The sequence below is a fragment of the Streptomyces sp. NPDC102451 genome (assembly GCF_044765485.1).
Taxonomy (GTDB): domain Bacteria; phylum Actinomycetota; class Actinomycetes; order Streptomycetales; family Streptomycetaceae; genus Streptomyces.
Window position 1 is genome coordinate 210,375 of record NZ_JBIWKD010000010.1, and the last position, 22,882, is coordinate 233,256.

19 protein-coding genes are annotated in these 22,882 nt (G+C 72.5%); 4 read left to right on the plus strand and 15 right to left on the minus strand.

Going from position 1 to position 22,882, the window contains the following annotated elements; translation table 11 throughout:
- Positions 1 to 23: 23 nt before the first annotated feature.
- From ACIRD8_RS23260 to ACIRD8_RS23300, 9 genes are all read right to left on the minus strand, one after another.
- The gene (locus ACIRD8_RS23260; RefSeq protein ID WP_403994631.1) at positions 24 to 1,181 is read right to left on the minus strand and encodes a pseudouridine synthase; all 1,158 of its coding nucleotides are present in this window, start codon (positions 1,179 to 1,181) and stop codon (positions 24 to 26) included.
- Positions 1,181 to 1,831: an SMC-Scp complex subunit ScpB gene (gene scpB / locus ACIRD8_RS23265; protein ID WP_403994634.1), complete on the minus strand. Its 651-nt coding sequence runs from the start codon at positions 1,829 to 1,831 to the stop codon at positions 1,181 to 1,183. The genes ACIRD8_RS23260 and scpB overlap by 1 nt, the downstream gene beginning before the upstream one ends.
- Positions 1,828 to 2,889, minus strand: coding sequence for a segregation and condensation protein A (locus ACIRD8_RS23270; protein ID WP_403994637.1), 1,062 nt, complete (start codon positions 2,887 to 2,889; stop codon positions 1,828 to 1,830). Before ACIRD8_RS23270 ends, scpB begins: the two co-directional genes overlap by 4 nt.
- Positions 2,890 to 2,990: 101 nt before the next feature.
- A complete protein-coding gene (locus tag ACIRD8_RS23275) occupies positions 2,991 to 3,596 on the minus strand; it encodes a hypothetical protein (protein ID WP_403994640.1) in 606 nt (201 codons plus the stop codon).
- On the minus strand, positions 3,581 to 4,699 hold the full coding sequence (locus ACIRD8_RS23280; protein WP_033305452.1) for a ParA family protein: 1,119 nt from the start codon (positions 4,697 to 4,699) through the stop codon (positions 3,581 to 3,583). Before ACIRD8_RS23280 ends, ACIRD8_RS23275 begins: the two co-directional genes overlap by 16 nt.
- Before the next feature lie 358 nt (positions 4,700 to 5,057).
- Positions 5,058 to 6,173, minus strand: a complete 1,116-nt coding sequence (ald, locus tag ACIRD8_RS23285; protein WP_403994713.1) for an alanine dehydrogenase — start codon at positions 6,171 to 6,173, stop codon at positions 5,058 to 5,060.
- A gap of 144 nt (positions 6,174 to 6,317) precedes the next feature.
- Entirely contained in the window at positions 6,318 to 8,390 is a 2,073-nt protein-coding gene (locus tag ACIRD8_RS23290; RefSeq protein WP_403994644.1) for a tetratricopeptide repeat protein, read from the minus strand.
- 245 nt (positions 8,391 to 8,635) lie between these two features.
- Positions 8,636 to 9,262, minus strand: a complete 627-nt coding sequence (locus ACIRD8_RS23295) for an NUDIX domain-containing protein (protein WP_403994647.1) — start codon at positions 9,260 to 9,262, stop codon at positions 8,636 to 8,638.
- Positions 9,263 to 9,339: 77 nt separating this feature from the next.
- Entirely contained in the window at positions 9,340 to 11,010 is a 1,671-nt protein-coding gene (locus ACIRD8_RS23300) for a CTP synthase (RefSeq protein WP_403994650.1), read from the minus strand.
- Between the two features lie 438 nt (positions 11,011 to 11,448).
- Here ACIRD8_RS23300 and ACIRD8_RS23305 point away from each other — a divergent pair, with 438 nt between their 5' ends.
- From ACIRD8_RS23305 to ACIRD8_RS23315, 3 genes are all read left to right on the plus strand, one after another.
- The gene (locus ACIRD8_RS23305) at positions 11,449 to 13,251 is read left to right on the plus strand and encodes a glycoside hydrolase family 15 protein (RefSeq protein ID WP_403994716.1); all 1,803 of its coding nucleotides are present in this window, start codon (positions 11,449 to 11,451) and stop codon (positions 13,249 to 13,251) included.
- 95 nt (positions 13,252 to 13,346) lie between these two features.
- Positions 13,347 to 14,744: an FAD-binding oxidoreductase gene (locus ACIRD8_RS23310; protein WP_403994653.1), complete on the plus strand. Its 1,398-nt coding sequence runs from the start codon at positions 13,347 to 13,349 to the stop codon at positions 14,742 to 14,744.
- Between the two features lie 107 nt (positions 14,745 to 14,851).
- Positions 14,852 to 16,480 carry a PucR family transcriptional regulator gene (locus ACIRD8_RS23315; RefSeq protein ID WP_403994656.1) on the plus strand — a complete coding sequence of 543 codons (1,629 nt, stop codon included), beginning with the start codon at positions 14,852 to 14,854 and terminating at the stop codon, positions 16,478 to 16,480.
- A gap of 4 nt (positions 16,481 to 16,484) precedes the next feature.
- Here the strand turns inward: ACIRD8_RS23315 and ACIRD8_RS23320 are convergent, their stop codons facing one another.
- The 5 genes from ACIRD8_RS23320 to ACIRD8_RS23340 form a co-directional block, all read right to left on the minus strand.
- Positions 16,485 to 17,564: a glycosyltransferase family 4 protein gene (locus ACIRD8_RS23320; RefSeq protein WP_403994659.1), complete on the minus strand. Its 1,080-nt coding sequence runs from the start codon at positions 17,562 to 17,564 to the stop codon at positions 16,485 to 16,487.
- Positions 17,565 to 17,748: 184 nt separating this feature from the next.
- Positions 17,749 to 19,494: a DNA repair protein RecN gene (recN, locus tag ACIRD8_RS23325; protein WP_403994662.1), complete on the minus strand. Its 1,746-nt coding sequence runs from the start codon at positions 19,492 to 19,494 to the stop codon at positions 17,749 to 17,751.
- Between the two features lie 83 nt (positions 19,495 to 19,577).
- Positions 19,578 to 20,501, minus strand: a complete 924-nt coding sequence (locus ACIRD8_RS23330; protein WP_403994665.1) for an NAD kinase — start codon at positions 20,499 to 20,501, stop codon at positions 19,578 to 19,580.
- A complete protein-coding gene (locus ACIRD8_RS23335; protein WP_403994668.1) occupies positions 20,498 to 21,313 on the minus strand; it encodes a TlyA family RNA methyltransferase in 816 nt (271 codons plus the stop codon). The genes ACIRD8_RS23330 and ACIRD8_RS23335 overlap by 4 nt, the downstream gene beginning before the upstream one ends.
- A 7-nt stretch (positions 21,314 to 21,320) precedes the next feature.
- A complete protein-coding gene (locus ACIRD8_RS23340; protein ID WP_403994671.1) occupies positions 21,321 to 21,623 on the minus strand; it encodes a hypothetical protein in 303 nt (100 codons plus the stop codon).
- A gap of 42 nt (positions 21,624 to 21,665) precedes the next feature.
- On the opposite strand from ACIRD8_RS23340, the gene ACIRD8_RS23345 reads away from it, so the two are divergent.
- Positions 21,666 to 22,013: an alkyl sulfatase C-terminal domain-containing protein gene (locus tag ACIRD8_RS23345; RefSeq protein WP_403994674.1), complete on the plus strand. Its 348-nt coding sequence runs from the start codon at positions 21,666 to 21,668 to the stop codon at positions 22,011 to 22,013.
- A gap of 12 nt (positions 22,014 to 22,025) precedes the next feature.
- Here ACIRD8_RS23345 and ACIRD8_RS23350 read toward each other — a convergent pair whose 3' ends face one another.
- Positions 22,026 to 22,829, minus strand: coding sequence for an ABC transporter ATP-binding protein (locus tag ACIRD8_RS23350; protein ID WP_403994677.1), 804 nt, complete (start codon positions 22,827 to 22,829; stop codon positions 22,026 to 22,028).
- Positions 22,830 to 22,882 lie beyond the last annotated feature (53 nt).

Below are 22,882 nucleotides of genomic sequence, written 5' to 3' on the forward strand. Positions count from 1 at the left end.
CGGGCCGTTCGGGAAGGTGGTGGCTACAGACCGACCTCGCGCATCAGCATGCCCACCTCGGTGTTGGTCAGGCGGCGCAGCCAGCCCGACTTCTGGTCGCCCAGCGGGATGGGCCCGAAGGACGTCCGTACGAGGCGCTCGACCGGGAAGCCGGCCTCGGCCAGCATCCGGCGGACGATGTGCTTGCGGCCCTCGTGGAGGGTGACCTCGACCAGGTAGTTCTTTCCGGTGTTCTCGACGACCCGGAAGTGGTCGGCGCGGGCGTACCCGTCCTCCAGCGCGATGCCGTCCTTGAGCCGCTTGCCGAGGTCGCGCGGGAGCGGACCCTGGATGGCGGCCAGGTAGGTCTTCTTCACGCCGTACCTGGGGTGCGTCAGACGGTGGGCCAGCTCGCCGTGGTTGGTGAGCAGGATGATGCCCTCGGTCTCGGTGTCGAGCCGTCCGACGTGGAACAGCCGCGTCTCGCGGTTGTTCACGTAGTCCCCGAGGTTCTGACGGCCGTCCGGGTCACCCATGGTGGAGACGACGCCGGCGGGCTTGTTCAGCGCGAAGAAGAGGTACGACTGGGTCGCGACGGTCAGGCCGTCGACCTTGATCTCGTCCTTCTGCGGGTCGACACGCTTGCCCTGCTCCAGGACGATCTCGCCGTTGACCTCGACACGCGCCTGCTCGATCAGCTCCTCGCACGCCCGGCGCGAGCCCATGCCGGCCCGGGCGAGGATCTTCTGCAGACGCTCGCCCTCCTGCTCGGCGCCGGGGTGCGTCTTCGGCGTCCTGATCTCGGGCTTCTCCGCGTACCGGTCGCGGTTGCGCTGCTCGATCTTGGCGTCGAGCTCACGGGGGCGGGCGGGCGCGCCCTGGCGCCGGCCGCCCTTGCTCACGTTCTGTGCGGGCTTCGGGCCGCCCTTGGCACCGCCGCGCGCGGCCGCGCCACGGCCCTTGCGGGGGCCGCCGTCGCCGCCGGGCTTGTCGGATCCCACGTCGTAGCGGCGCTCCTCGGGACGGGGCCGGCGGGGGCGCTGCTCCTGCTTGTCGTCGCGTCCGGAGCCGGAGACCCGGGGGTTCGGGTTGCTGTTCCTGCCGGTGCCGGCGTTGTTCCTGGCGCTCCGGCCGCCGCCACCGCTGCGGCCGCCACTGTTGCCGCCGCTGCCGCTTCCGCTGTTCCTGCCACTGCTTCGCATCAAAAATCCGTCTTGTCGTGTGCGTGAGTATCCGGGGTGTCCGGTGCGTCCGGATCGAACGACGGCACACCCTCTAGCGTCTCAGCCTCGATCGCGTCCGCCTCCGGGAGGAAGGGCGCGAGCTCCGGGAGCTCGTCCAGGCCTCGCAGGCCCATGCGCTCCAGAAAGTAGTTCGTCGTCCTGTACAGGATCGCACCTGTTTCGGGTTCCGCGCCCGCCTCCTCCACGAGACCCCTCTGGAGGAGGGTCCGCATGACGCCGTCGCAGTTCACTCCGCGTACCGCCGAGACCCTCGAACGGCTGACCGGCTGACGGTACGCGACCACGGCGAGCGTCTCCAGCGCGGCCTGGGTGAGCCGGGCGTGCTGGCCGTCCAGGACGAAGCGCTCGACGGCCTCCGCGTACTCCGGGCGGGTGTAGAAGCGCCAGCCCCCGGCGACGAGCCTCAGATCGAATCCACGGCGCTGGACGGTGTACTCGTCGGCCAGCTCCCGCAGGGCATCCGAGACGGCCCTGCGGGGCCGCTGGAGGACCTTGGCGAGGTGTTCCTCGGTGGCGGGCTCGTCGACGACCATGAGGACCGCCTCCAGCGCGGGCTTGAGGTCGAGCCCGGCAACCAGGGCGTCGCGCCCCTCGTCGTCTGTACTCATGCCTGTACGTCCTCCTCCGGCTCGCGCGCCTCTTGGTCGAACTCGTCCGTGACCACCGGTTCGGTCCCCTCGCCGCCGGCCCAGCGCACCAGGAGGTCGCCGAGCGCCTCCTCCTGGTCGAGGGCGACGGCCTTCTCCCGGTAGAGCTCCAGGAGCGCCAGGAAGCGGGCGACGACCGTGAGGGTGTCCTCCGCGTCCTCGGTGAGCTCCCGGAAGCTGATCTCGCCCTCCGCCCGCAGCCGCGCCACCACGATCTCCGCCTGTTCGCGCACGCTGACCAGCGGGGCGTGGATGTGGTCGACGTACACCTGCGGCTTCGGCTTCGGCTGCATCGCCTTCACCGCGAGCCGCGCGAACCCCTCGGGGCCGATGCTGATCACGACCTCGGGCAGCAGCTCGGCGTGCTGGGGTTCGAGGCCCACGGTGCGGGGGTAGCGGCGGGACTCGGACTCCAGCCGGTCGCTGAAGATCTCCGCGATCCTCTTGTACGCGCGGTACTGCAGCAGCCGCGCGAAGAGCAGGTCGCGCGCCTCCAGGAGCGCCAGGTCCGCCTCGTCCTCCACCTCGGCGGTGGGCAGCAGCCGGGCGGCCTTCAGATCGAGGAGGGTCGCGGCGACGACGAGGAACTCGGTGGTCTGGTCGAGGTCCCAGTCCGCCCCCATGGCCCGGATGTGCGCCATGAACTCGTCGGTGACCTTCGACAGCGCGACCTCGGTCACATCGAGCTTGTGCTTGGAGATCAGCTGGAGGAGGAGGTCGAAAGGGCCCTCGAAGTTGACCAGCCGCACGGTGAACCGCCGGTCGTCCCCGGCCCCGGGACCGGCCTCCGCGGGCTCCGGGACAGCCTCGGGGGCCTCCGGAGCGGCCTCGGACGGCCCGGAAGCCTCCACCGGCGCCTCTGGGGGTTCCGCGGGCTCCGGCCGCTCCGGGGGCCCGGGAGGCGCCACCGGGGCCTCGTACGGGCTCCCGGGCGCCGCAGGAGCCTCCGCGGCCCGTATCCCCGGCCCGCGGCCGAGGGCACGGCGGGTCGGACGGGGCGGGTCGTCGGCAGTCGGCATGTGCTGGGGTCCAGGGGTGCGGCGGGAGGCGGGCGGTGGGCCCCGGGGCGGGGCCGTCCGTACGGCGGCCCTCCCCCGGCAGGCTACCGGCGCCGCGCCGGTCAGCGGCCCCGCAGCCGCCGTACGAGGATGCTCGCGTCGCCGCGCGACTCCAGGTCGGCCAGCACGACGGCGACCGCTTCCCGGACGATGCGCCCCCGGTCGACGGCCAGTCCGTGTTCACCGCGCAGCACGAGGCGTGCGTGTTCGAGGTCCATCAGTTCCTCGGCCGAAACATAGACGGTGATCTTCTCGTCGTGGCGTTCCCGGCCGCTGGGCCGGCGGTTCGCTCCCCGCCCGCCGCCCCCTCGTCCGCGCTGCGGCTGGACGGTGGCGGTCCCCTCCTGGGGCGGCGCGGTACGGGCCCGGGGCTGAGCGGCCGCGTCCCCCCGGTCGTCCCCGTCGGTCCGGCTGCGCGAGCCGCCGCCGTCGGCGTCCGCCGCGGAGTGCTCCTCCCGGGACGCCCCGGCGGGTGTGTCACCACTTCCCGGGGTGCCGCCCTGGCCGGTGTCCGACGGTGCCGAGTCGCTCCCTGCGGCCGGCGCGGGTACCCGCGCCTCGCCGTTCGCCCTGCGTCGCCGCTCGGCGGGGGACGAGGCCTGAAGGCCCATGCCCCCGGTCGTACGGAACAGCTCGTCGGCCCCCGGCAGACTCACTCGGCGTGACACCGGGCGAGCACCTCCCTGGCGAGCTGGCGGTAGGCGGCGGCACCCACGGAGTTCGACGCGTACGTGGTGATGGGCTCACCGGCGACCGTGGTCTCCGGGAAGCGCACCGTGCGTCCGATGACGGTGTGGTAGACGTGGTCGTCGAAGGCCTCGACGACGCGCGCGAGCACCTCACGGCTGTGCACCGTGCGGGAGTCGTACATCGTGGCGAGGATGCCGTCCAGTTCGAGCTCGGGGTTGAGCCTCTCCTGGACCTTCTCGATGGTCTCGGTGAGCAGCGCCACACCGCGCAGCGCGAAGAACTCGCACTCGAGCGGGACTATCACCTTGTGAGCCGCCGTCAGGGCGTTGACGGTGAGCAGGCCGAGCGAGGGCTGACAGTCGATCACGATGTAGTCGTAGTCGGCCATCAGCGGCTTGAGGGCGCGCTGCAGCGTCGACTCCCGGGCCACCTCGCTCACCAGCTGCACCTCGGCGGCCGAGAGGTCGATGTTGCTGGGGAGCAGGTCCATGTTGGGCACGGCCGTCTTCAGCAGGACCTCGTCGGCCGCCATGCCCCGCTCCATGAGCAGGTTGTAGACGGTGAGGTCGAGCTCCATCGGGTTGACCCCGAGGCCGACGGACAGGGCTCCCTGCGGGTCGAAGTCGACGAGCAGGACCCGTCGGCCGTACTCCGCGAGCGCGGCACCCAGGTTGATGGTCGACGTGGTCTTGCCGACGCCGCCCTTCTGGTTGCACATCGCGATGATCTTCGCGGGGCCGTGATCGGTCAGGGGGCCGGGAATCGGGAAGTACGGCAGCGGCCGGCCGGTCGGGCCGATCCGCTCGCGGCGCTGACGGGCGGCGTCGGGCGCGAGGGTGGCCGCGTACTCCGGATCGGGCTCGTATTCGGCATCGGGGTCGTAGAAGTGCCCCTCGGGCACCTCGGCGAAGTCGGCGAAGTGGGAGGTCTCTCGGCCACTTTCGTTGCCGGCCATGGCGTTCACGTGTAGGCCGTCCATCATCTGGGGGGCTGTCGTCATGTGCTGGTGGGTGGCGAAGGTGCGGACAGCGACGGAGCCGACAGCTTCGAGCCCGATCGGGCTCAGACCCCGTGCAGGCATCCCTGGTTGACCACCCCCGGGAGTAATTGTCGACTCATTCACAAGTCGTCTTACCTCCTTGGATGTGACCAGGAAACTTATCGATAGGTCAGCGTGGCACCATGCCGACGATTGGCGACTCTATGGCGTGTCACCGGTTCGCAGCAACACAATCCGCCGGACCCGGCCCGATGTGTCGGCAATCGAACACCCCTCTGTCAAGAGCACGGAGCGTCCGGGGCGCACCTTTCGCGGGGGTGCAAAAAGGGTAGAGGGTTACGTGTCCGGCGAGTTGATCCGGGCCCGCTCATGCGTCCGGCCGGACCTTGCTGGGCAAGGTCCGGCCGGACGTATGAGGTTGACGGAGCGGGTTGACCGCTCAGCCGAGAAGCGTGCTCAGTTCGACGTGGTCGAGGCCGTGCGCCTCGGCCACCTCGCGGTAAACCACCTGGCCGTCATGGGTGTTGAGACCCTTGGCGAGCGCGGCGTCACGGCGCAGGGCCTCGACCCAGCCCCGGTTCGCGAGCTCCAGGATGTAGGGCAGCGTGGCGTTCGTGAGCGCGTAGGTGGAGGTGTTCGGCACGGCGCCCGGCATGTTCGCGACGCAGTAGAAGACCGAGTTGTGGACCGTGAAGGTCGGCTCGGCGTGCGTCGTCGGATGCGAGTCCTCGAAGCAGCCTCCCTGGTCGATCGCAATGTCGACAAGAACACTTCCGGGCTTCATCTTGGCGACGAGCGCGTTGGTGACCAGCTTCGGCGCCTTCGCACCCGGGATCAGCACGGCGCCCACGACGAGGTCGGCCTCGACGACGGCCTTCTCCAGCTCGAGGGCGTTGGAGACGACCGTCCGCACCTTCGTGCCGAAGACCTTGTCGGCCTCGCGGAGCTTGTTGATGTCCTTGTCGAGCAGCGTGACGTGGAAGCCGAGCCCGACGGCGATCTGGGTGGCGTTCCAGCCGGAGACCCCGCCGCCGATGACGACGGCCCTGGCCGACCCGGTACCGGGGACGCCACCGGGGAGCACACCGCGCCCGCCGACCGAACGCATCAGGTGGTACGCGCCGACCTGGGGGGCGAGGCGGCCGGCGACCTCGGACATCGGGGCCAGCAGCGGCAGCGCGCGGGTCGCGGTCTCGACGGTCTCGTACGCGATGGCGGTCGTGCCCGACTCGAGCAGGGCGTCCGTGCACGCGCGGGAGGCGGCGAGGTGCAGGTACGTGAAGAGCGTCTGGCCCTTGCGGAGGCGGTGGTACTCCTCGGCGACCGGCTCCTTCACCTTGAGCAGCAGGTCGGCGGCGGCCCAGACCTCGTCGGCGGTGGGCAGGATCCGCGCGCCGGCGGCGACGTACTCCTCGTCCGGGATGGAGGACCCCTCGCCGGCGTGCTGCTCGACGAGGACCTGGTGGCCGTGGCGGACGAGCTCATGCACTCCGGCAGGGGTGATCGCCACCCGGAACTCGTTGTTCTTGACTTCGCGGGGGATGCCGACCTTCACGTCGATCACGGTCCTTGGCTCGGAGAAACGCTCGGACATAGCGGGATGTACCCGTATGAATCAAGCATAGAGGGAGACACCGCAGGGTTGCGCGGCAGCACCATCATTAATGAAGGGCTTCTCGCTGTCCAGCCTTACAAAGCATTAAGTTTTGATCGAACTACTACGGATTTCGTAGGTCGACCCCTCGTCTCCCAGCAGTCTGTCGGCCGCCGCCCGGTGCAGGCGGGCCGCCGCCGGGTCCCCGAGCCGGTCCAGGGTGTCCGCGAGCCTGAGCTCCAGCGCGGCCTGGAGGCGTGCGTCGCCCGCCCGGCGCGCCAGGTCGACCGCCTCCCGGCAGGTGTGCAGCGACTCCTGCGGCCTGCCCGCGTACTCCTGCACCCGTGCGGCCTCGCTGAGCGCACGGGCCTGGGCCGGGAGGTCCCCGAGCCTGCGGTGACCGGCCGCCGCGGCACGCCAGTCGCGCAGCGCCTCGCCGTAGCGCCCGGCGTACGTGTGGACCGCGCCGAGCCGGCCGTACAGCCGGGCCGCGTCGGCCCGCTCCCCCTGGGTGAGCCGCTGGGCCAGCGCCCGGCCGTACCAGTCGGAGGCGCGGTTGAAGTCCCCGAGCTCCGCGTAGGCGCCGCCTGCGGATTCCATCGCCCGGCCGGTCGCGTAGAGGTCGTTCGCGGCGCGGCCGGCGTCGAGCGCCGCCCGGTAGCGGGCCAGCGCCTCACGCGTACGGCCGGTCCTGGCGTCCAGATCGGCGAGATTGAGCAGCGCGGCGGCCTTCTCCCGGGGCAGGTCCCGGCGCTCGGCCACATCGAGGACCAGGCCGTGCAGCCCGTACAGCACGGGAGCCGCGGTCTCGGTGCCCCGGTGCACGGCGAGGGCGCGGACGAGCGCGGCCACCAGCCGCCGGGCGAGGGTGTCCAGGTCGCCGTCGCCCACGGCCGCACGGGCGGAGGCCAGCAGCGCGGGCTCGCGCATCCGCAGCCACTCGGCGGCGGCCTCCGGGCCGGGGAACCGCAGCGAGCGCGGCAGGCCGGCGAGGCGGCGGCGGGCCGGGGAGTCCTCCGGGTCGGTGACCGCACGGCAGGCCTGGAGCCGGCGCACGGTCCGCTCCAGCATCCTGGCCCGGGCCAGCTGGATCTCGGCGGGGCGCTCCCGCTCCTCCAGCACCGCGCGGATCAGCGGGGCGAGGCAGCCGGGCACCTCGTACTGGGGCTGTTCGGCGCCGTTGGTCCCGAGCAGCCCGTACCGGACGAAGTCCTCCAGGGCCGACTGGGCGTCCGACACGGAGCACCCGGCCAGCGCGGAGGCGGTGTGGGCGTCGGCCAGCCCGGCGGGGGCGAGTGCGAGCAGGCGCAGCATCCGGGCGGCGGCGGGGGGCAGCGAGTCGTGGACCAGCCGGAAGGCGCGGGTCAACGGCCGTGCGGCGGCGGGCTGTTCGGGGCCGTCCTCCTGGTCGCGCAGCTGTTTGGCGACATCGGCGACGGACGCGCCGGGGCGGGCGGCGAGCCATCCGGCGACCAGGGTCAGGGCGGCGGGCTGTCCCCCGCACGCCTCCGTGAGCGACTCGGCGGTCCGCGGGTCGACCGTGATGCGGACCTGGCCGATCGTGCGGGCGAGCAGCTGGACCGCGGAGCCCGCGTCCAGCCCGCCGATGGTGCACGGGCGGACGCCGGGGATGCCGGTGAGCGGGCCGCTCGAGGTGGCGACGACCAGGCAGTCGGGGTTGTCCGGCAGCAGCGGATCGACCTGCTCGGCGTCCACCGCGTCGTCGAGGAGGATCAGGGCGCGGCGTACGGCGAACGCCTCGCGGACCATCTCGGAGAGCTCGTCCTCGTCGGCCCCGGGCGGGGTGGTGACGGAGAGCAGGTCCAGGAGCGCGCGTGCGGTGCGTTCGGCGGGGACGCGCCCGCCGCCGGGTTCGGTGAGGGAGACCCGGAACACCCCGTCGGGGTAGTCGCCGGGTTCCACGAGCCGGCGGGCCAGTTCGGCGGCGAGTGCGGTGCGTCCGGATCCGGGCCGGCCGGCGATCAGGAGCACCCGGGCGCGAGCCGCTTTGCGGCCCGCCAAGGTGTCCAGCCCGGCGCGCTCGATGTCTTCCTGAAGTGCTCTCAACTCGCGTTCGCGGCCGAAGAACTGACGTGGAGTGAGATCCGGCGGCTCCTTGGCTCCCGCCGTCCCCGCCACTCCGGCCGGGCCGCTGGTGTCCACCGCCTGATCGGTCACGGGCCACGCTCCACTTCGCTGCACGCGGTTGCCCGCCGGAAGTCCGGTCGGGGCCTTTCGAGCGTAGTTCAGTGGTGCGGACGATCACGGCCGAGCACGGCGGAGACGTCCCTCGATCGGATCAGCGTTTCGTACGACTGGCCCATGATCGGCCCGGCGGCCCATCCCCGTCGGAGGGACCGCCGGACGGACCAATCGGACGGACCATCGGGGGGACCGTCGGACAGACAGCCGGACGGACCGGATCAGGCCTCGAACGGGCGGGCCGGCCAGGGCGCGTCGGCCGGGCGCAGCGAGTCCACACCGCCGCCCGCGAGCGCCGCGGTGAGCGACAGGACGCCCACGACCAGGCAGTTGTTGTGCAGATCGCCGGCCAGCACTCGCCGTACGAGCTCTTCGAGGGGCACCCGCGCCTGCTCCATGTCGGCCTCCTCCTCGGAGACCTCGAAGCGCTCACCCTCGGCCTCGGAGAGGTCCCGGGCGAGGAAGATGCGCACGGCTTCGTCGCAGCCGCCGGGCGTGGTGTAGACGTCGGTCAGCACCCGCCAGTCCTCGGCCTTGACGTGCGCCTCCTCGTAGAGCTCGCGCTGCGCGGCGTGCAGCGGGTTCTCGCCGGGGATGTCGAGCAGCCCCGCCGGGATCTCCCACAGCTTGTGGCGCACCGGGTGACGGTACTGCCGCAGGACGAGGACCCGGCCGTCCGCATCGAGCGCCAGCACGGCCACCGAACCGGGGTGGACCTGGTAGTCGCGGCTGTGGACGCTCCCGTCGGGCATCACGACGTCGTCGGTGCGGACGCTGGTCTTGTTACCGGTGAAGGGGGTCACCGTCGCGGTGACCTGCCACTCCTCGGGCGTGTCCTGGAAACCCATGTACGTCCTCCCACGAACAAACAGAAACCGGGGCACGCATCCCGTCAAGGATCCGTACCCCGGTCAACCGTATCGCCTTATGCTTCGGCGCCGGTCCCCTGCGCCGCGACCTTGCGCTCCACGGCGGCCTTCACCAGCCCGGCGAAGAGCGGGTGGGGGCGGGTGGGGCGGGAGCGCAGCTCCGGGTGCGCCTGGGTGGCCACCAGGTAGGGGTGGGCCTCACGCGGGTACTCGACGTACTCGACGAGCTTGTTGTCCGGGGAGGTGCCGGAGAAGACCAGTCCGGCCTTCTTCTCCAGCTCCGCGCGGTAGCCGTTGTTGACCTCGTAGCGGTGGCGGTGGCGCTCCTCGACGTACGGCTCGTCGGCGTAGGCCTCGCGGACCAGGGAGCCCTCGGCGAGCTTGGCCGGGTACAGGCCGAGCCGCATGGTGCCGCCCAGGTCGCCGGCGCCCTCGACGTACGCGAGCTGCTCCTCCATCGTCGAGATGACGGGGTGGGAGGTGGCGGCGTCGAACTCGGTGGAGTTGGCGTCGGGGATCCCGGCGAGGTTCCGCGCGGCCTCGATCACGATGCACTGGAGGCCGAGGCAGAGGCCGAGCAGCGGCACCTTGTTCTCGCGGGCGTACTGGATGGCGCCGACCTTGCCGACCACACCGCGCTCGCCGAAGCCGCCGGGGATGCAGACGGCGTCGACGTCACCGAGCTGCTTCTGCGCGCCGGCAGGGGTCTTGCAGTCGTCGGAGGCGACCCACTTGACCTTGACGCGGGCCTTGTTCGCGAAGCCGCCGGCCCGGATGGCCTCGGTGACCGAGAGGTAGGCGTCGGGCAGGTCGATGTACTTGCCGACCAGGGCGACGGTGACCTCGTGGTCGGGGTTGTGGACGCGGTCCAGCAGGTCGTCCCAGGTGGTCCAGTCGACGTCGCGGAACGGCAGGTCGAGCTTGCGGACGACATAGGCGTCCAGACCCTCGGTGTGCAGCACCTTGGGGATGTCGTAGATCGACTTGGCGTCGACGCACGCCACCACGGCGGCCTCGTCGACGTCGCACATCAGCGAGATCTTGCGCTTGATGGCGGTCGGGACGTCGCGGTCGGCGCGCAGCACGATGGCGTCCGGCTGGATACCGATGTTGCGCAGGGCGGCGACGGAGTGCTGGGTGGGCTTGGTCTTCAGCTCGCCGGACGGGCCGATGTAGGGCAGCAGCGAGATGTGCACGACGAAGACGTTGTCGCGGCCGACCTCGTGGCGGACCTGGCGGACCGTCTCCAGGAAGGGCAGCGACTCGATGTCGCCGACCGTGCCGCCGACCTCGGTGATGACGACGTCCACGTCGTCGGTCGCCATGCGGCGGATGCGGTGCTTGATCTCGTTGGTGATGTGCGGGATGACCTGGACGGTGTCGCCGAGGTACTCGCCGCGCCGCTCCTTGGCGATCACGGTGTTGTAGACCTGGCCGGTCGTGACGTTGGCCGAGCCGTCGAGGTCCACGTCGAGGAAACGCTCGTAGTGGCCGATGTCCAGGTCGGTCTCGGCGCCGTCGTTGGTGACGAACACCTCACCGTGCTGGAAGGGGTTCATCGTGCCGGGGTCGACGTTGAGATAGGGGTCGAGCTTCTGCATGGTGACCCGCAGGCCACGTGCCTTCAGCAGGGCACCCAGGCTGGAGGCAGTCAGACCCTTGCCGAGGGAGGAGGCGACACCCCCGGTGACGAAGATGTGCTTGGTCGTCGTGGATGTGGGCTGCATAGCCAAAGGGGGCTCCCGTGGTCGCGATCGTGAGGTGCGTACCGGCGTGCCTACGAAGATTTTCTTCAGGTGCCGTCGCTGCGGTTCGGGGGCCTCGTCCACTGTCGGGACGACCACCGGTCCACGGGCTACCAGGGTAACAGCGACGAAGGGAGGCCGCTTCCGGCCATGCCTCCTCCGGTACGGACACAAGATCACCACGTCCGTTTCAGGTCCCACCCATTCGCCCGTGACAGGCGGCGGACAACTGGCGGACAGTCGCGCGGAACCCCCAGGTGCGTCGTATCCTGCTCGGACACTCGCTGCCGAGTTGGCCGGCCCAGCGGCTCCACCCCAGCCCGCTCACCCGTGCAAGAGCTCGTCGGTTCTATTACAACGACCCCTTGACCAGCAGTAAGCGCCCTGCGGGGCGACATGGCCGTTCGACTGGAGACGCACGTGGCCGGGCGCATCGAGGATTACGCACTCATCGGAGACATGCAGACCGCAGCCCTGGTCTGCCGGGACGGCACAGCGGACTGGCTGTGCCTCCCCCGCTTCGACTCGCACGCGATTTTCGCCGGGCTCCTCGGCACCGAGGAGCACGGTTTCTGGCGGCTGGGACCCGCCCGTCCCGAGGGGGCCGAGCCTCTGGCGGCGGACCGGCGGCGCTACCGCGGCGACTCCCTCGTCCTCGAATCGGAGTGGGACACCCCCCGCGGCACCGTCCGCGTGACCGATTTCATGCCGCCGCGTGACGGCGCCCCCCAGCTGATCCGCATCGTGGAGGGCGTGAGCGGCCGGGTGCCGATGCGCTCCGAGCTGCGGATGCGTTTCAGTTACGGGCGGGTCACCCCCTGGGTCCACAAGGTCGACGGCCGCACGGTCGCCGTCGCGGGCCCGGACTCGGTGTGGCTGGACACGGACGCGGAGACGTACGGCCAGAACCTGACGACGTACTCCGACTTCACGGTGGCCCCCGGCGACCGGATCGCCTTCACCATCAGCTGGCAGCCCTCCCACCACGAGCCGCCCGCCATGCCGGAGCCCGAGGCCTCCCTGGAGGCCACGGAGAACTTCTGGCGCGAGTGGGTCGAGCAGTGCACGTACCACGGCCCCTACCGGGAGGCCGTCGTCCGTTCCCTGATCACGCTGAAGGCGCTCACCTACGCGCCGACGGGCGGCATCGTGGCGGCGCCGACCACCTCCCTGCCGGAGGACATCGGCGGCTCGCGGAACTGGGACTACCGCTACACCTGGCTGCGGGACGCGGCGATCACGCTCTCGTCCCTGCTGCGCACGGGGTACCGCGAGGAGGCCCGGGCCTGGCGCGAGTGGCTGCTGCGGGCCGTCGCGGGCGACCCGGAGAACCTCCAGATCATGTACGGCATCGCGGGCGAGCGTGAGCTCGGCGAGGCGGAGCTGGACTGGCTTCCGGGGTACGAGAACTCCGGCCCGGTCCGGGTCGGCAACGGCGCGGCGAACCAGCTCCAGCTCGATGTGTACGGCGAGGTCACCGAGGCGCTGCACCTGGCGCACATGACGGGTCTGACCCGCAACGACTACGCCATGGGCCTCCAGCTGAAGCTGATCAGCTATCTGGAGAAGCACTGGGACGAGCCGGACGAGGGCATCTGGGAGGTGCGCGGGCCGCGCCGGCACTTCGTCCACTCCAAGGTGATGGCCTGGGTCGCCGTCGACCGCACGATCAAGCTGATCGAGTCCGGGGACGCGGAGGGACCGCTGGAGCGGTGGCTCCAGCTGCGTGACGACATCCACCGCGATGTCTGCGAGCGCGGCTACGACAAGGAGCGCAACACCTTCACCCAGTCCTACGGGTCCCAGGAGCTGGACGCGTCCCTGCTGCTGATCCCGCAGATGGGTTTCCTCCCGCCCGACGACAAGCGCGTCATCGGGACGATCGAGGCGATCCAGCGGGAGCTGTCCACGGAGGACGGCTTCGTCCTGCGCTACCCCACCGAGGGCGACGACGCGGGCGTCGACGGTCTGGAGGGCGACGAGGGCGCATTCCTGGCCTGCTCGTTCTGGCTGGCGGACGACCTGGCGATGATCGGCCGGGTCGACGAGGCCCGCAGGCTCTTCGAGAAGCTGCTGTCCCTCCGCAACGACCTGGGCCTGCTGGCCGAGGAGTGGGACTCCGGGCTCCAGCGCCAGGTGGGCAACTTCCCGCAGGCGTTCAGCCATGTGCCGCTGATCGACACGGCGCTGCGGCTGACGGCCAGCGGGGCGTACGTCGGCTGACGCGCCGGGCGTGACAGGACCTCCGCGGAACGGCCGACGCCGGCGGCCGGACCTACGATGGAAGGGACCTGTCACGCCCTGCGAAGGGGGTCGTCATGACGACCCGCACCCCTGCGACGGAGGCCGTTCCGACCGGCTTCCGCTCCGAGTTCACCGGTGACATCCATGTCCCCGGCGACCCGGGTTACGACGAGGCCCGCACCGTCTTCAACGGCATGATCGACCGCAGACCCGCGGTGGTGGCGCAGTGTGCCTCCGGGACGGACGTCGCGCGGGCGCTGCGGCTCGCACGCGAGCAGGACCTGGAGGTCGCCGTGCGCGGCGGCGGGCACAGCGTGGCGGGCATGGCGCTGAGCGAGGGCGGCCTGGTGATCGACCTGCGCCGCATGAGCACCGTGGAGGTCGACCCGGACGCCCGGTCGGCCCGGGTCGGCGGTGGAGCCGTCATGAGCGACCTGGACCGCGCGACCCAGCCTTACGCCCTGGCGACGACGGGCGGCCGGGTCTCCACCACCGGCGTCGGAGGCTTCACGCTGGGCGGCGGATCCGGGTGGCTGGAGCGGGCCTTCGGACTGGCCTGTGACAACCTGCTGGCCGCCGACGTGGTGACGGCCGACGGCAGCACCGTACACACGAGCGCGGACGAGAACCCGGAGCTCTTCTGGGCCCTGCACGGCGGTGGCGGCAACTTCGGCGTGGTCACCTCCCTGACGCTGAGGCTGCACGAGCTGCCGGCGATGAGCATCGCGCTGCTCCTCCTCCGCCCCGAGAACGGCCCGGAAGCGGTCCGTACGTACCGGGACGTGATGGAGTCCGCCCCGGACGCGGCGGGCGGTGCCTGCATCTACATCACCGGGCCGCCCGAGGAGTGGGTGCCGGAGTCCCTGGTGGGCCGGCTCGTCTGCGGGGTCCTGGTCACCTACGCCGGCACGGAGGCGGAGCTGCGCGACGTGGCGGCTCCGCTGCTGGCGCTGGAGCGCGAGGCGGACGTGATCACCGAGATCCCGTACGCGGACCTGCAGTGCATGCTCGACGACCCGCCCGGCATGCGGAACTACTGGTCGGCGGAGTACCTGGACGGCCTTCCCGACGAGGCCGTGGCCGCTTACTGCTCCGGCGCCGCCACGATGCCCGTCCCCTCGGGTACGCAGCACGTGCTGTTCCCGATGGGCGGTGAGGTGGCCCGGGGCGGCGCCGACTATCCGCTGCCCTGGCGTTCCTCCCCCTGGGCCGTGCATCCGTTCGGCGTCTGGGAGAGCGAGGAGGACGACGAGCGGACCAGGGAGTGGGTGCGCCGGGTGCGCGGCGCGGTCATGCCGTGGGCGAGCGGTGCGGTCTATCTCAACTTCATCGGGCGGGAGGGCCAGGAGCGGGTGGTCTCGGGCTTCGGGGAGCACGCCTACGAACGGCTGTCCCGCGTCAAGGCGGACTACGACCCGGAGAACGTGTTCCACCTGAACCACAACGTCAAGCCGGCCGTGGCCGTGGTGTGACGTGCCCGGGCGGGTGCCGGTAACTTCCTGACGGGGGCCGTCACGCGTCCCCCGTACACGGGACACGAGCGCGGACGCGCGGACACGGAAGCACGAGGCCGGAGCCGGTGGAGACAGAGGGCGGGATCACCGTGCGGCGGGCGCTGGAGCTGCCGGGGCTGCGCGGCGGGCTCCCGGAGGTACTGACCTGCGCGGACCGGCTGGACCGGGTGGTGCGCTGGGTGCACGCCGGTGAGGCGCCGAACATCCCGGCCCTCCTCAAGGGCGGGGAGCTGCTGCTCACGACGGGGCTCGGCCTGGGCTCCCGCCCCGCCGAGCAGCGCGCCTTCGTCCGCAAGCTGGCCGACCGGGGCATCGCCGCCCTGGTCGTGGAGCTCGGCCCGCGCTTCGACCGGCTGCCGGCGGCGATCGTGGAGGCGGCCAGGACGGCGGGGCTGCCGCTGGTGCAGCTGCACCGTGAGGTGCCGTTCGTGGCGGTGACCGAGGAGATCCACACCGAGATCGTCAACGGCCACTACGCCCTGCTCCAGCGGGCGGAGGAGGTCCACCGGCGCTGCACGGAGGCGGTGCTCGGCGGCGGCGGGGTGCCGCAGGTCCTGGGGATCCTGGCGGACTTCGCCGCGAACCCGGTGTTCCTGGAGACTCCGGACGGCCGGCTGCTGTTCGCCGCGGGGAGCGGCACCGGGCCGGTGGGCGCCGATCCGCTGCAGGTCTGGGAGGGGCTGCGCGGGGCGCGTGCGGCCCGCGAGGCGCCACCGGCCGACGCGGTCCTGGTGGAGGTGCCGGGCGGCGGCCACGGGGCGGGTTCCGTACGGGCCCGGCTGGTGCTGCTCGCGGTGTCCGGCCCGCTGGTGCCGGTGCACCGGATGGCCGCCGAGCGGGCGGCGGGCATCCTGGCGGTCGTGCTGATGCAGGCCCGCCAGGAGGACGAGGTGGCGGCGCGGGGGCGCGGTGACTTCCTCACGGATCTCGCGGAGGGCCGGGTCGCCCCCGAGGACGCCCCGGCGCAGGCCGGCGTCCTGGGCTTCAGGCCGGGCGGGGATCCGCTACTGCCGGTGGTGATGCGGCTCGCGCCCGAGTCGGCCCCGTCGGGCAGCTGGGCGCTGCTGGCCCGGGCCGTGGCGGAGGAGCTCGCGGCGGTGGGCGCCCCGGTGCTGGTGGGGGTGCGCCCGGTGGAGGGCAGGGTCCCGCTGCTGCTGGCGCTGCGCCCGGGGACCACCCGCACGGCGCTCGCGGACCGGGTGGCGGCCGCGCTGCGGACCGGCGCCGGGCGGGCCGGTCTGGAGCGGGCCGGCGACCGTGCGCCGCTCGTCGTGGTGGTCGGGGCCGCGGGCGACTGGGCGGCGGCGGGCGCGGGGCTGCGGCACGCAGCGGACGCGGCGACGGCCGCGCAGGGGCTCGGGGAGCGCCCCTGGTACGACGCGCGCGGGCTGGACATCGATCTGCTGCTGTGGCGGCTGCGGGACCATCCCGATCTGGCGTCCTTCGTGGACCGGGCGATCGGGCCGCTGCGCGAGCACGACCGGACGTCGCGTCCCGCGCTGCTGCCCACCCTGGAGGCGTACCTCGCCCACGCGGGCCGCAAGGCGGAGGCCGCGCGGGAACTGCATCTGAACCGGCAGACGCTCTACAACCGGCTGGCCCGCATCGGCGAGCTGCTCGGCACCGACCTGGATGACCCGCAGTCGGTGCTCGCCCTGAGCCTGGCCCTGCGGGCCCGCCGTCACACCCGCTGAGGGATCAGCCGCGGGCGGCCGTCAGGGGCTGCGCCAACTCGTCGTAGACGGAGAGCACATGGGCGATCGTGTCGTCCTCGGTCGGCCAGCCCGCGGCCTGCGCGCGCCCCGAGTCGGCGAGCCGCTCCCGCTGCCCGGGGTCGCCGAGGAGCCGCACGACGGCTCCGGCCAGCGCCCCGGCATCCCCGTACGGAACCAACTCCGCGGCGTCACCGACGAGTTCGGACAGCCCGTCGCCATGTGCCGCGACCAGCGGGATGCCGAGCCGCAGGGCCTCCCGGGCGAGCAGCGGTCCGCCCTCACCCCGGCCGGACAGTACGGCGATGTCGGCGGCGGCGAGGAGTTCGCCGATGTCGTCCGGTCCTCCGGCGAGGACGACGGGCAGCCCCTCGGCCGCGATCCGGCGCCGCAGGGCATCGGCCCGGGGGCCCTCCCCCGCGACGGCCAGCAGCGGCACGGGGTCCAGCGCACGCCACTCGCGTGCCGCGTCCAGCAGCATCTCGTGACCGTGCTGCGCCACCGACACCAGCAACGGCCTTCCGACCGCGCCCAGTTCGGCGCGCGCCTTACCGTCGTCGGGGGCGCCGGGGAAGCGGCTCGCGGGGATCGCGGCCGGTGCGAGCCGGGCGTCCCTGGCGCCGCGGCGGCGGGCCCGGTCGACCAGCTCCCACGAGGTGCCGAGCACGACGGCGGCCGCGCGGGCGGCCCTGCGCTCCAGCAGCCGCAGCAGCCGGCCCCGGGCACCGTCGGCATGGGCGCGGGTGTGCCAGGTCACGACCAGCGGGATGCCCCGGCCGCTGAGCGCGATCCCGGCGCGTACGGCGGCGTGCAGCCCGTGGGCGTGGACGATGTCCGCCCCGGTGCAGGCGGTACGGAGCGCGGCGACGGCCGCGGGGTCGCTGCGCCGGGGCACCGCGACGAAGCGGGCGCCGGTCGCGGGCAGGCCGTGGGCGCGGCAGGAACCGGCCGGGGCGCAGACGGTGACCTGGACGCCCCTGGCGACCAGGCCCGCGGCGAGCGAGCTGACATGAGCGCTGCTTCCGGCACCGCCGCCCAGGACTTGGACCGTACGCAGCTGTGACACGTTGATCGGCTCCCGGGGATCCCTGGATCCCGAGTAGATGGTGTGTACTGCGCCAAGGATGCCAGTCCGTACGTGCGTTCCGGGACTGACGAAACGTTGTTCCCGTCGTCGCGTCGACGGCGGGACGGCCCGCCCCACCCGTTCGAGTGAGGCGGGCGGCGCGAGACTGACGCCGGTGGGGCCGCTATCCGTCCGCTCGCGCGGTCTCCAGCAGCTCCTCGGCGTGTGCCCGGGCGGTCTCGGAGTCCTCCTGCCCGGCGAGCATCCGGGAGAGCTCCCGCACCCGGTCCTCGCCTTCGAGGACGGTGACACCGCTCCTGGTCACCGATCCGTCCACGGTCTTCTCGACCAGCAGCTGCCGGTCGGCGAAGGCCGCCACCTGCGGGAGGTGGGTGACCACGACGACCTGCGCGGACCGGGCGAGCTTCGCCAGCCGCCGGCCGACCTCGACGGCCGCCTTGCCGCCGACGCCCGCGTCGACCTCGTCGAAGAGGTACGTCGGCACGGGGTCGGAGCCCGCGAAGACCACCTCGACGGCGAGCATCACACGGGACAGCTCACCGCCGGAGGCGCCCTTGGCGATCGGCCGGGGCTGGGCACCGGGGTGCGGTGCCAGCAGGAGCTCCACCTCGTCGGCGCCGGAGGGGCCGTAGAGCACGCTCCGGCCGCCGATGTCGATGCCGGACTCCTCGTCCGGTGCCTCGGTCTGCCGGATGGCGAAGGAGACCCGGGCGTGCGGCATCGCGAGCGAGGCCAGCTCCTCCGTGACGGCCGCCGCGAAGCGGTCCGCCGCCTCCGTGCGCGCGTCGGTCAGCTGCTGCCCGAGCGCGGAGAGCTCACCGCGGAGCGCGTCGCGCTCGGCCGTCAGCTCACCGATGCGGTCGTCGTCGCCCTCCAGCTCGGTCAGCCGTGAGGCGCCGTCCTCGGCCCAGGCGAGCACAGCGGCGATGTCCTCGCCGTACTTGCGGGTGAGCGCGGTGAGCGCGGCCCGCCGCTCCTCCACGGCGGCGAGCCGCAGTGGGTCGGCGTCCAGCTGGTCGGCGTATCCGGCGAGTTCCCCGGCCACGTCGGCGAGCAGGATCGAGATCTCCCCGATCCGGTCGGCGAGCGCCGCCAGTGCGAGGTCGTGGGCCCGTACGGCGTCCAGGGACCGTCCGGCGGCGGCGACGACCGTGGTGGCGTCCACGCCTTCCGGGTCCTCCGGATTCCCCGCGAGCGCCGTGTGGGCGAGGGCGGCCGCCGAGGCCAGCGCTTCGGCGTGGCCGAGCCGCTCGGCCTCCGCGGCGAGTTCGGTGTCCTCCCCGGGCAGCGGCTCCACGGCGGCGACCTCGTCGAGGCCGAAACGCAGCAGATCCGCCTCCTGGGCGCGCTCCCTGGCCCGGGTGGTCAGCTCGTCGAGCTCGGTGACGACCGCGCGCAGCCGCCGGTAGGCCGCCGCGTACGTGGTGTGCGGGCCCTCGACACCGGAGCCCGCGTACCGGTCGAGCGCCTGGCGCTGGCGTGCGGGCTTGAGCAGCCCCTGCTGGTCGGTCTGGCCGTGCACGGCGACGAGTTCGTCGGCGAGCTCCGCGAGCAGGCCCACGGGCACGGATCTGCCCCCGAGGTGGGCCCGGGAGCGTCCTTCCGCCGAGACCGTACGGCTGACGATCAGCGCACCGTCCTCGATCTCTCCCCCGGCCTCCTCGGCACGCAGCGCCGCCGCGTCACCGGGGGACACCGTGATCCGCCCCTCGACGACCGCGGCCTTGGCCCCGACCCGCACCAGGGCGGGGTCGGCGCGCCCGCCGAGCAGCAGCCCGAGGCTGGTGACGACCATGGTCTTGCCCGCGCCGGTCTCGCCCGTCACCGCGGTGAAACCGGGTGACAGCTCCACCACCGCGTCGTCGATGACTCCGAGCGACCGTATCCGCATCTCCTCCAACACGGACATGACCTTACGAGGTCCGGGGCCCGGTGTGCGACGGGCCCCGGTGACGGATTCACTCAGGAGGGTGTGAGCAGTGGCCCGGGAAATCAGTGCGGAGCGCCCCGCCAGCCCTGGACGGGCAGGGCGAACTTGGCCACCAGGCGGTCGGTGAACGACGCCTGGTGCAGCCGCGCGAGCCGTACGGGCACGGCGCCGCGCCGCACCTCCACCCGGGCCCCGGCGGGCAGCTCGACGGTCCTGCGGCCGTCGCACCAGAGCACCCCGTGCGGGGTGTGCGGCTGGACCTCCACGGCCAGCACCGAGTCGGGCGAGGTCACCAGCGGCTTCGCGAACAGGGCGTGGGCGCTGATCGGGACCATCAGCAGGGCCTCGACCTCCGGCCAGACGACGGGCCCGCCCGCCGAGAAGGCGTACGCGGTCGAGCCGGTCGGGGTGGCGCAGACGATCCCGTCGCATCCGAAGCCGGTCACCGGCCGGCCGTCGATCTCCAGGACGACCTCCAGCATCCGCTCGGGCGAGACCTTCTGGACGGCGGCCTCGTTGAGCGCCCAGTCGGTGTGCACGATGTCACCGTTGCTGTGGACGATGACGTCGAGCGTCATCCGCTCCTCGACCTGGTACGCCCGGGTGACGACCCGGTCGACGACCTTGTCCAGGTCGTCGCGCTCGGCCTCGGCGAGGAAGCCCACCCGGCCGAGGTTGACCCCGAGCATCGGTACGCCGGAGGCACGGGAGATCTCGGCCCCGCGCAGCAGCGTCCCGTCCCCGCCGAGCACGATCAGCAGTTCGCAGCCGTCCACGGCCGTGGTCGTCGCGTCGGAGACCGTGACCACGGACGAGGGCAGCGGCAGGTCCTGCGCCTCCGTGGCGAGTGCCCGGACGCCGAGGCCGTTGCGCAGCAGGCCCTGGACGACGAGCTCGGCGCTGCGGATCGCGGCCGGCCGGCCGGTGTGCGCCAGCAGGAAGACGGTGCGTTCCGCGTTCCCGGGTTGTGCCGCATGCGTTGTCAACGGGGCCCCTCCGCCACTGCGCGGTCGACATCCGCGGGATCCAGCTCAGGTGCGCCGGCCCGCAGCCACAGAAAGTACTCGACATTTCCCGACGGGCCGGGCAGCGGGCTCGCCGTGACGCCCTGGACGCCGAGGCCGAGCAGCCCGGCCCTGCGCGCCACTTCCCGTACGGCCTCGGCCCGCAGCTCGGGGCTGCGGACCACTCCGCCGCTGCCGAGGCGCTCCTTGCCCACCTCGAACTGCGGCTTGACCATCAGCACCAGGTCGGCGTCGGGTGCGGCGCAGCGCGCGAGTGCGGGCAGCACCAGGCCGAGCGGGATGAACGACAGGTCTCCCACCACCAGGTCCACCGGCTCTCCGTCGATCTGCTCCACCGTCAGTTCACGTACGTTGGTACGGTCCTTGACGGTGACGCGTTCATCGGACTGCAGGGACCAGGCGAGCTGCCCGTAGCCGACGTCGACCGCCACGACCTGGCGCGCGCCGGCCCGCAGCAGCACATCGGTGAAGCCACCGGTCGAGGCCCCCGCGTCCAGTGCCCGCCGCCCCTCGACCTTCAGGCCCCGGGGCGCGAAGGCGGCGAGGGCGCCCGCGAGTTTGTGCCCGCCGCGCGAGACGTACTCGGGGTCGTCGTCGTCCTTGACGACGACGACGGCGGCGCTGGTCTCGACCTGGGTGGCCGGCTTGGTCGCGGTGTTCCCGCCGACGGTCACCCGCCCCGCCGCGATCAGCTGGCTCGCGTGCTCACGAGAGCGGGCGAGCTTACGGCGTACCAGCTCGGCGTCGAGGCGGCGACGTGCCACTCCTGCCACGTTCGGTTCAGCTCCTGTTGTCGTGCGCGGGCGTCGGTGCGGGTGCGGGCCGTGCGTCCAGCGCGGTCAGTTCGTCACGCAGCCCACGGTGTACATCCTCGTACACCTCGGTATGGCCGTCCGCCGCGAGGTGGTCGGCGTCGGCCAGCCGCTCCAGCCGCGCGTCGACACCGGCGTGCCCCGTGGGGGTGCGGGCCACACCGAGGGGTGCGGGCGGGGCGGGGTCGAAGGAGGGCGCGGGAGGTCCCGCGTCCGCTTCGTCCGCCTCACTGTGCTGCGCCGTGTCCGGCCCCGGCATCCAGTCGCTCATGCGGGAACGCTACCCCGAAGGGCCGGTGTACCGTCGGTGACGATGGCGACCATGGCGGAGTGCCGCAGCGCACTCGACACACTTTCCGACAATCTGGCCGGGGCCGACGGCGACGTACGCGGCGCCGCAGGCCTCGACCGCTCGCTGAGCTGCCACATCAGGGATCTCGACGTGACGTTCACCGGGCGGCTGGAGAACGGCCGGATCCGGGTGCTGGACACGCACGACGGCCCTCCCCGGGAGAAGGCCGAGATCCGGCTCGCGATGACCGGGGACGATCTGGTGGCCATGGTCGGGGGCGAGCTGAACTTCGCGAAGGCCTGGGCCTCGGGCCGGGTGCGGCTGGAGGCCGGCTTCCGCGATCTGCTGAAGCTCAAGTCCCTCCTGTAGCGCGCCGGAGGCTCAGACGGAGGCCGCCGCGCGCCTCTTGCGGGCGGCGGGGACCACGAGCGGTGTTCCCGTCTCGGGGTCGTCGATGACCTGGCACCGCATCCCGAAGACCTCCTCGACGAGCTGCGCGGTGACGATGTCGCCCGGCGCGCCCTCGGCGATGACCGCTCCCCCGCGCATGGCGATGAGGTGGGTGGCGTACCGGGCGGCGTGATTGAGGTCGTGCAGTACGGCGACGAGGGTGCGGCCCTGCGTCTCGTGCAGCTCCGCGCAGAGGTCGAGCACGTCGATCTGGTGCTGGATGTCGAGGTACGTCGTCGGCTCGTCGAGCAGCAGGAGCGGGGTCTGCTGGGCGAGGGCCATGGCGATCCAGACGCGCTGGCGCTGGCCGCCGGAGAGTTCGTCGACGTAGCGGTCGGCGAGTTCACCGACGCCGGTCGACTCCATGGACTCCTTCACGACCCGCTCGTCCTCGGGTGACCACTGGCGCAGCAGCCCCTGGTGGGGGTAGCGGCCACGCGAGACGAGGTCGGCGACGGTGATGCCGTCCGGGGCTATGGAGGACTGGGGCAGCAGGCCCAGCGTCCTGGCGACCTTCTTCGCGGGCAGCCGGTGGATGGACTGCCCGTCCAGCAGGACGTCACCGCCGCTCGGCTTCAGCATCCGGGAGAGGGCGCGCAGCAGGGTCGACTTGCCGCAGGCGTTGGGGCCGACGATGACCGTGAAGGAGTTGTCCGGGATCTCGACCGAGAGGTTCTCGGCGATGATCCGCTGGTCGTAGCCGAGGGTCACCGAGTCCGCGGTGAGGCGCTGCATGGTCGTACTCCCGGAGTCTGTGGGGTTGGTCTGCGAGGTGCCCGGCGTGCCCG

What these genes read in the sequence shown, in the direction of transcription:
- ACIRD8_RS23340 (WP_403994671.1), bottom strand. Translation starts at nt 21,623, where the DNA reads ATGAGCGACTGGATGCCGGGGCCGGACACGGCGCAGCACAGTGAGGCG.
- recN (WP_403994662.1), bottom strand. Translation starts at nt 19,494, where the DNA reads ATGTCCGTGTTGGAGGAGATGCGGATACGGTCGCTCGGAGTCATCGAC.
- ACIRD8_RS23310 (WP_403994653.1), top strand. Translation starts at nt 13,347, where the DNA reads ATGACGACCCGCACCCCTGCGACGGAGGCCGTTCCGACCGGCTTCCGC.
- ACIRD8_RS23270 (WP_403994637.1), bottom strand. Translation starts at nt 2,889, where the DNA reads ATGCCGACTGCCGACGACCCGCCCCGTCCGACCCGCCGTGCCCTCGGC.
- ACIRD8_RS23295 (WP_403994647.1), bottom strand. Translation starts at nt 9,262, where the DNA reads ATGGGTTTCCAGGACACGCCCGAGGAGTGGCAGGTCACCGCGACGGTG.
- ACIRD8_RS23345 (WP_403994674.1), top strand. Translation starts at nt 21,666, where the DNA reads ATGGCGACCATGGCGGAGTGCCGCAGCGCACTCGACACACTTTCCGAC.
- ACIRD8_RS23350 (WP_403994677.1), bottom strand. Translation starts at nt 22,829, where the DNA reads ATGCAGCGCCTCACCGCGGACTCGGTGACCCTCGGCTACGACCAGCGG.
- scpB (WP_403994634.1), bottom strand. Translation starts at nt 1,831, where the DNA reads ATGAGTACAGACGACGAGGGGCGCGACGCCCTGGTTGCCGGGCTCGAC.
- ACIRD8_RS23300 (WP_403994650.1), bottom strand. Translation starts at nt 11,010, where the DNA reads ATGCAGCCCACATCCACGACGACCAAGCACATCTTCGTCACCGGGGGT.
- ACIRD8_RS23260 (WP_403994631.1), bottom strand. Translation starts at nt 1,181, where the DNA reads ATGCGAAGCAGTGGCAGGAACAGCGGAAGCGGCAGCGGCGGCAACAGT.
- ACIRD8_RS23280 (WP_033305452.1), bottom strand. Translation starts at nt 4,699, where the DNA reads ATGCCTGCACGGGGTCTGAGCCCGATCGGGCTCGAAGCTGTCGGCTCC.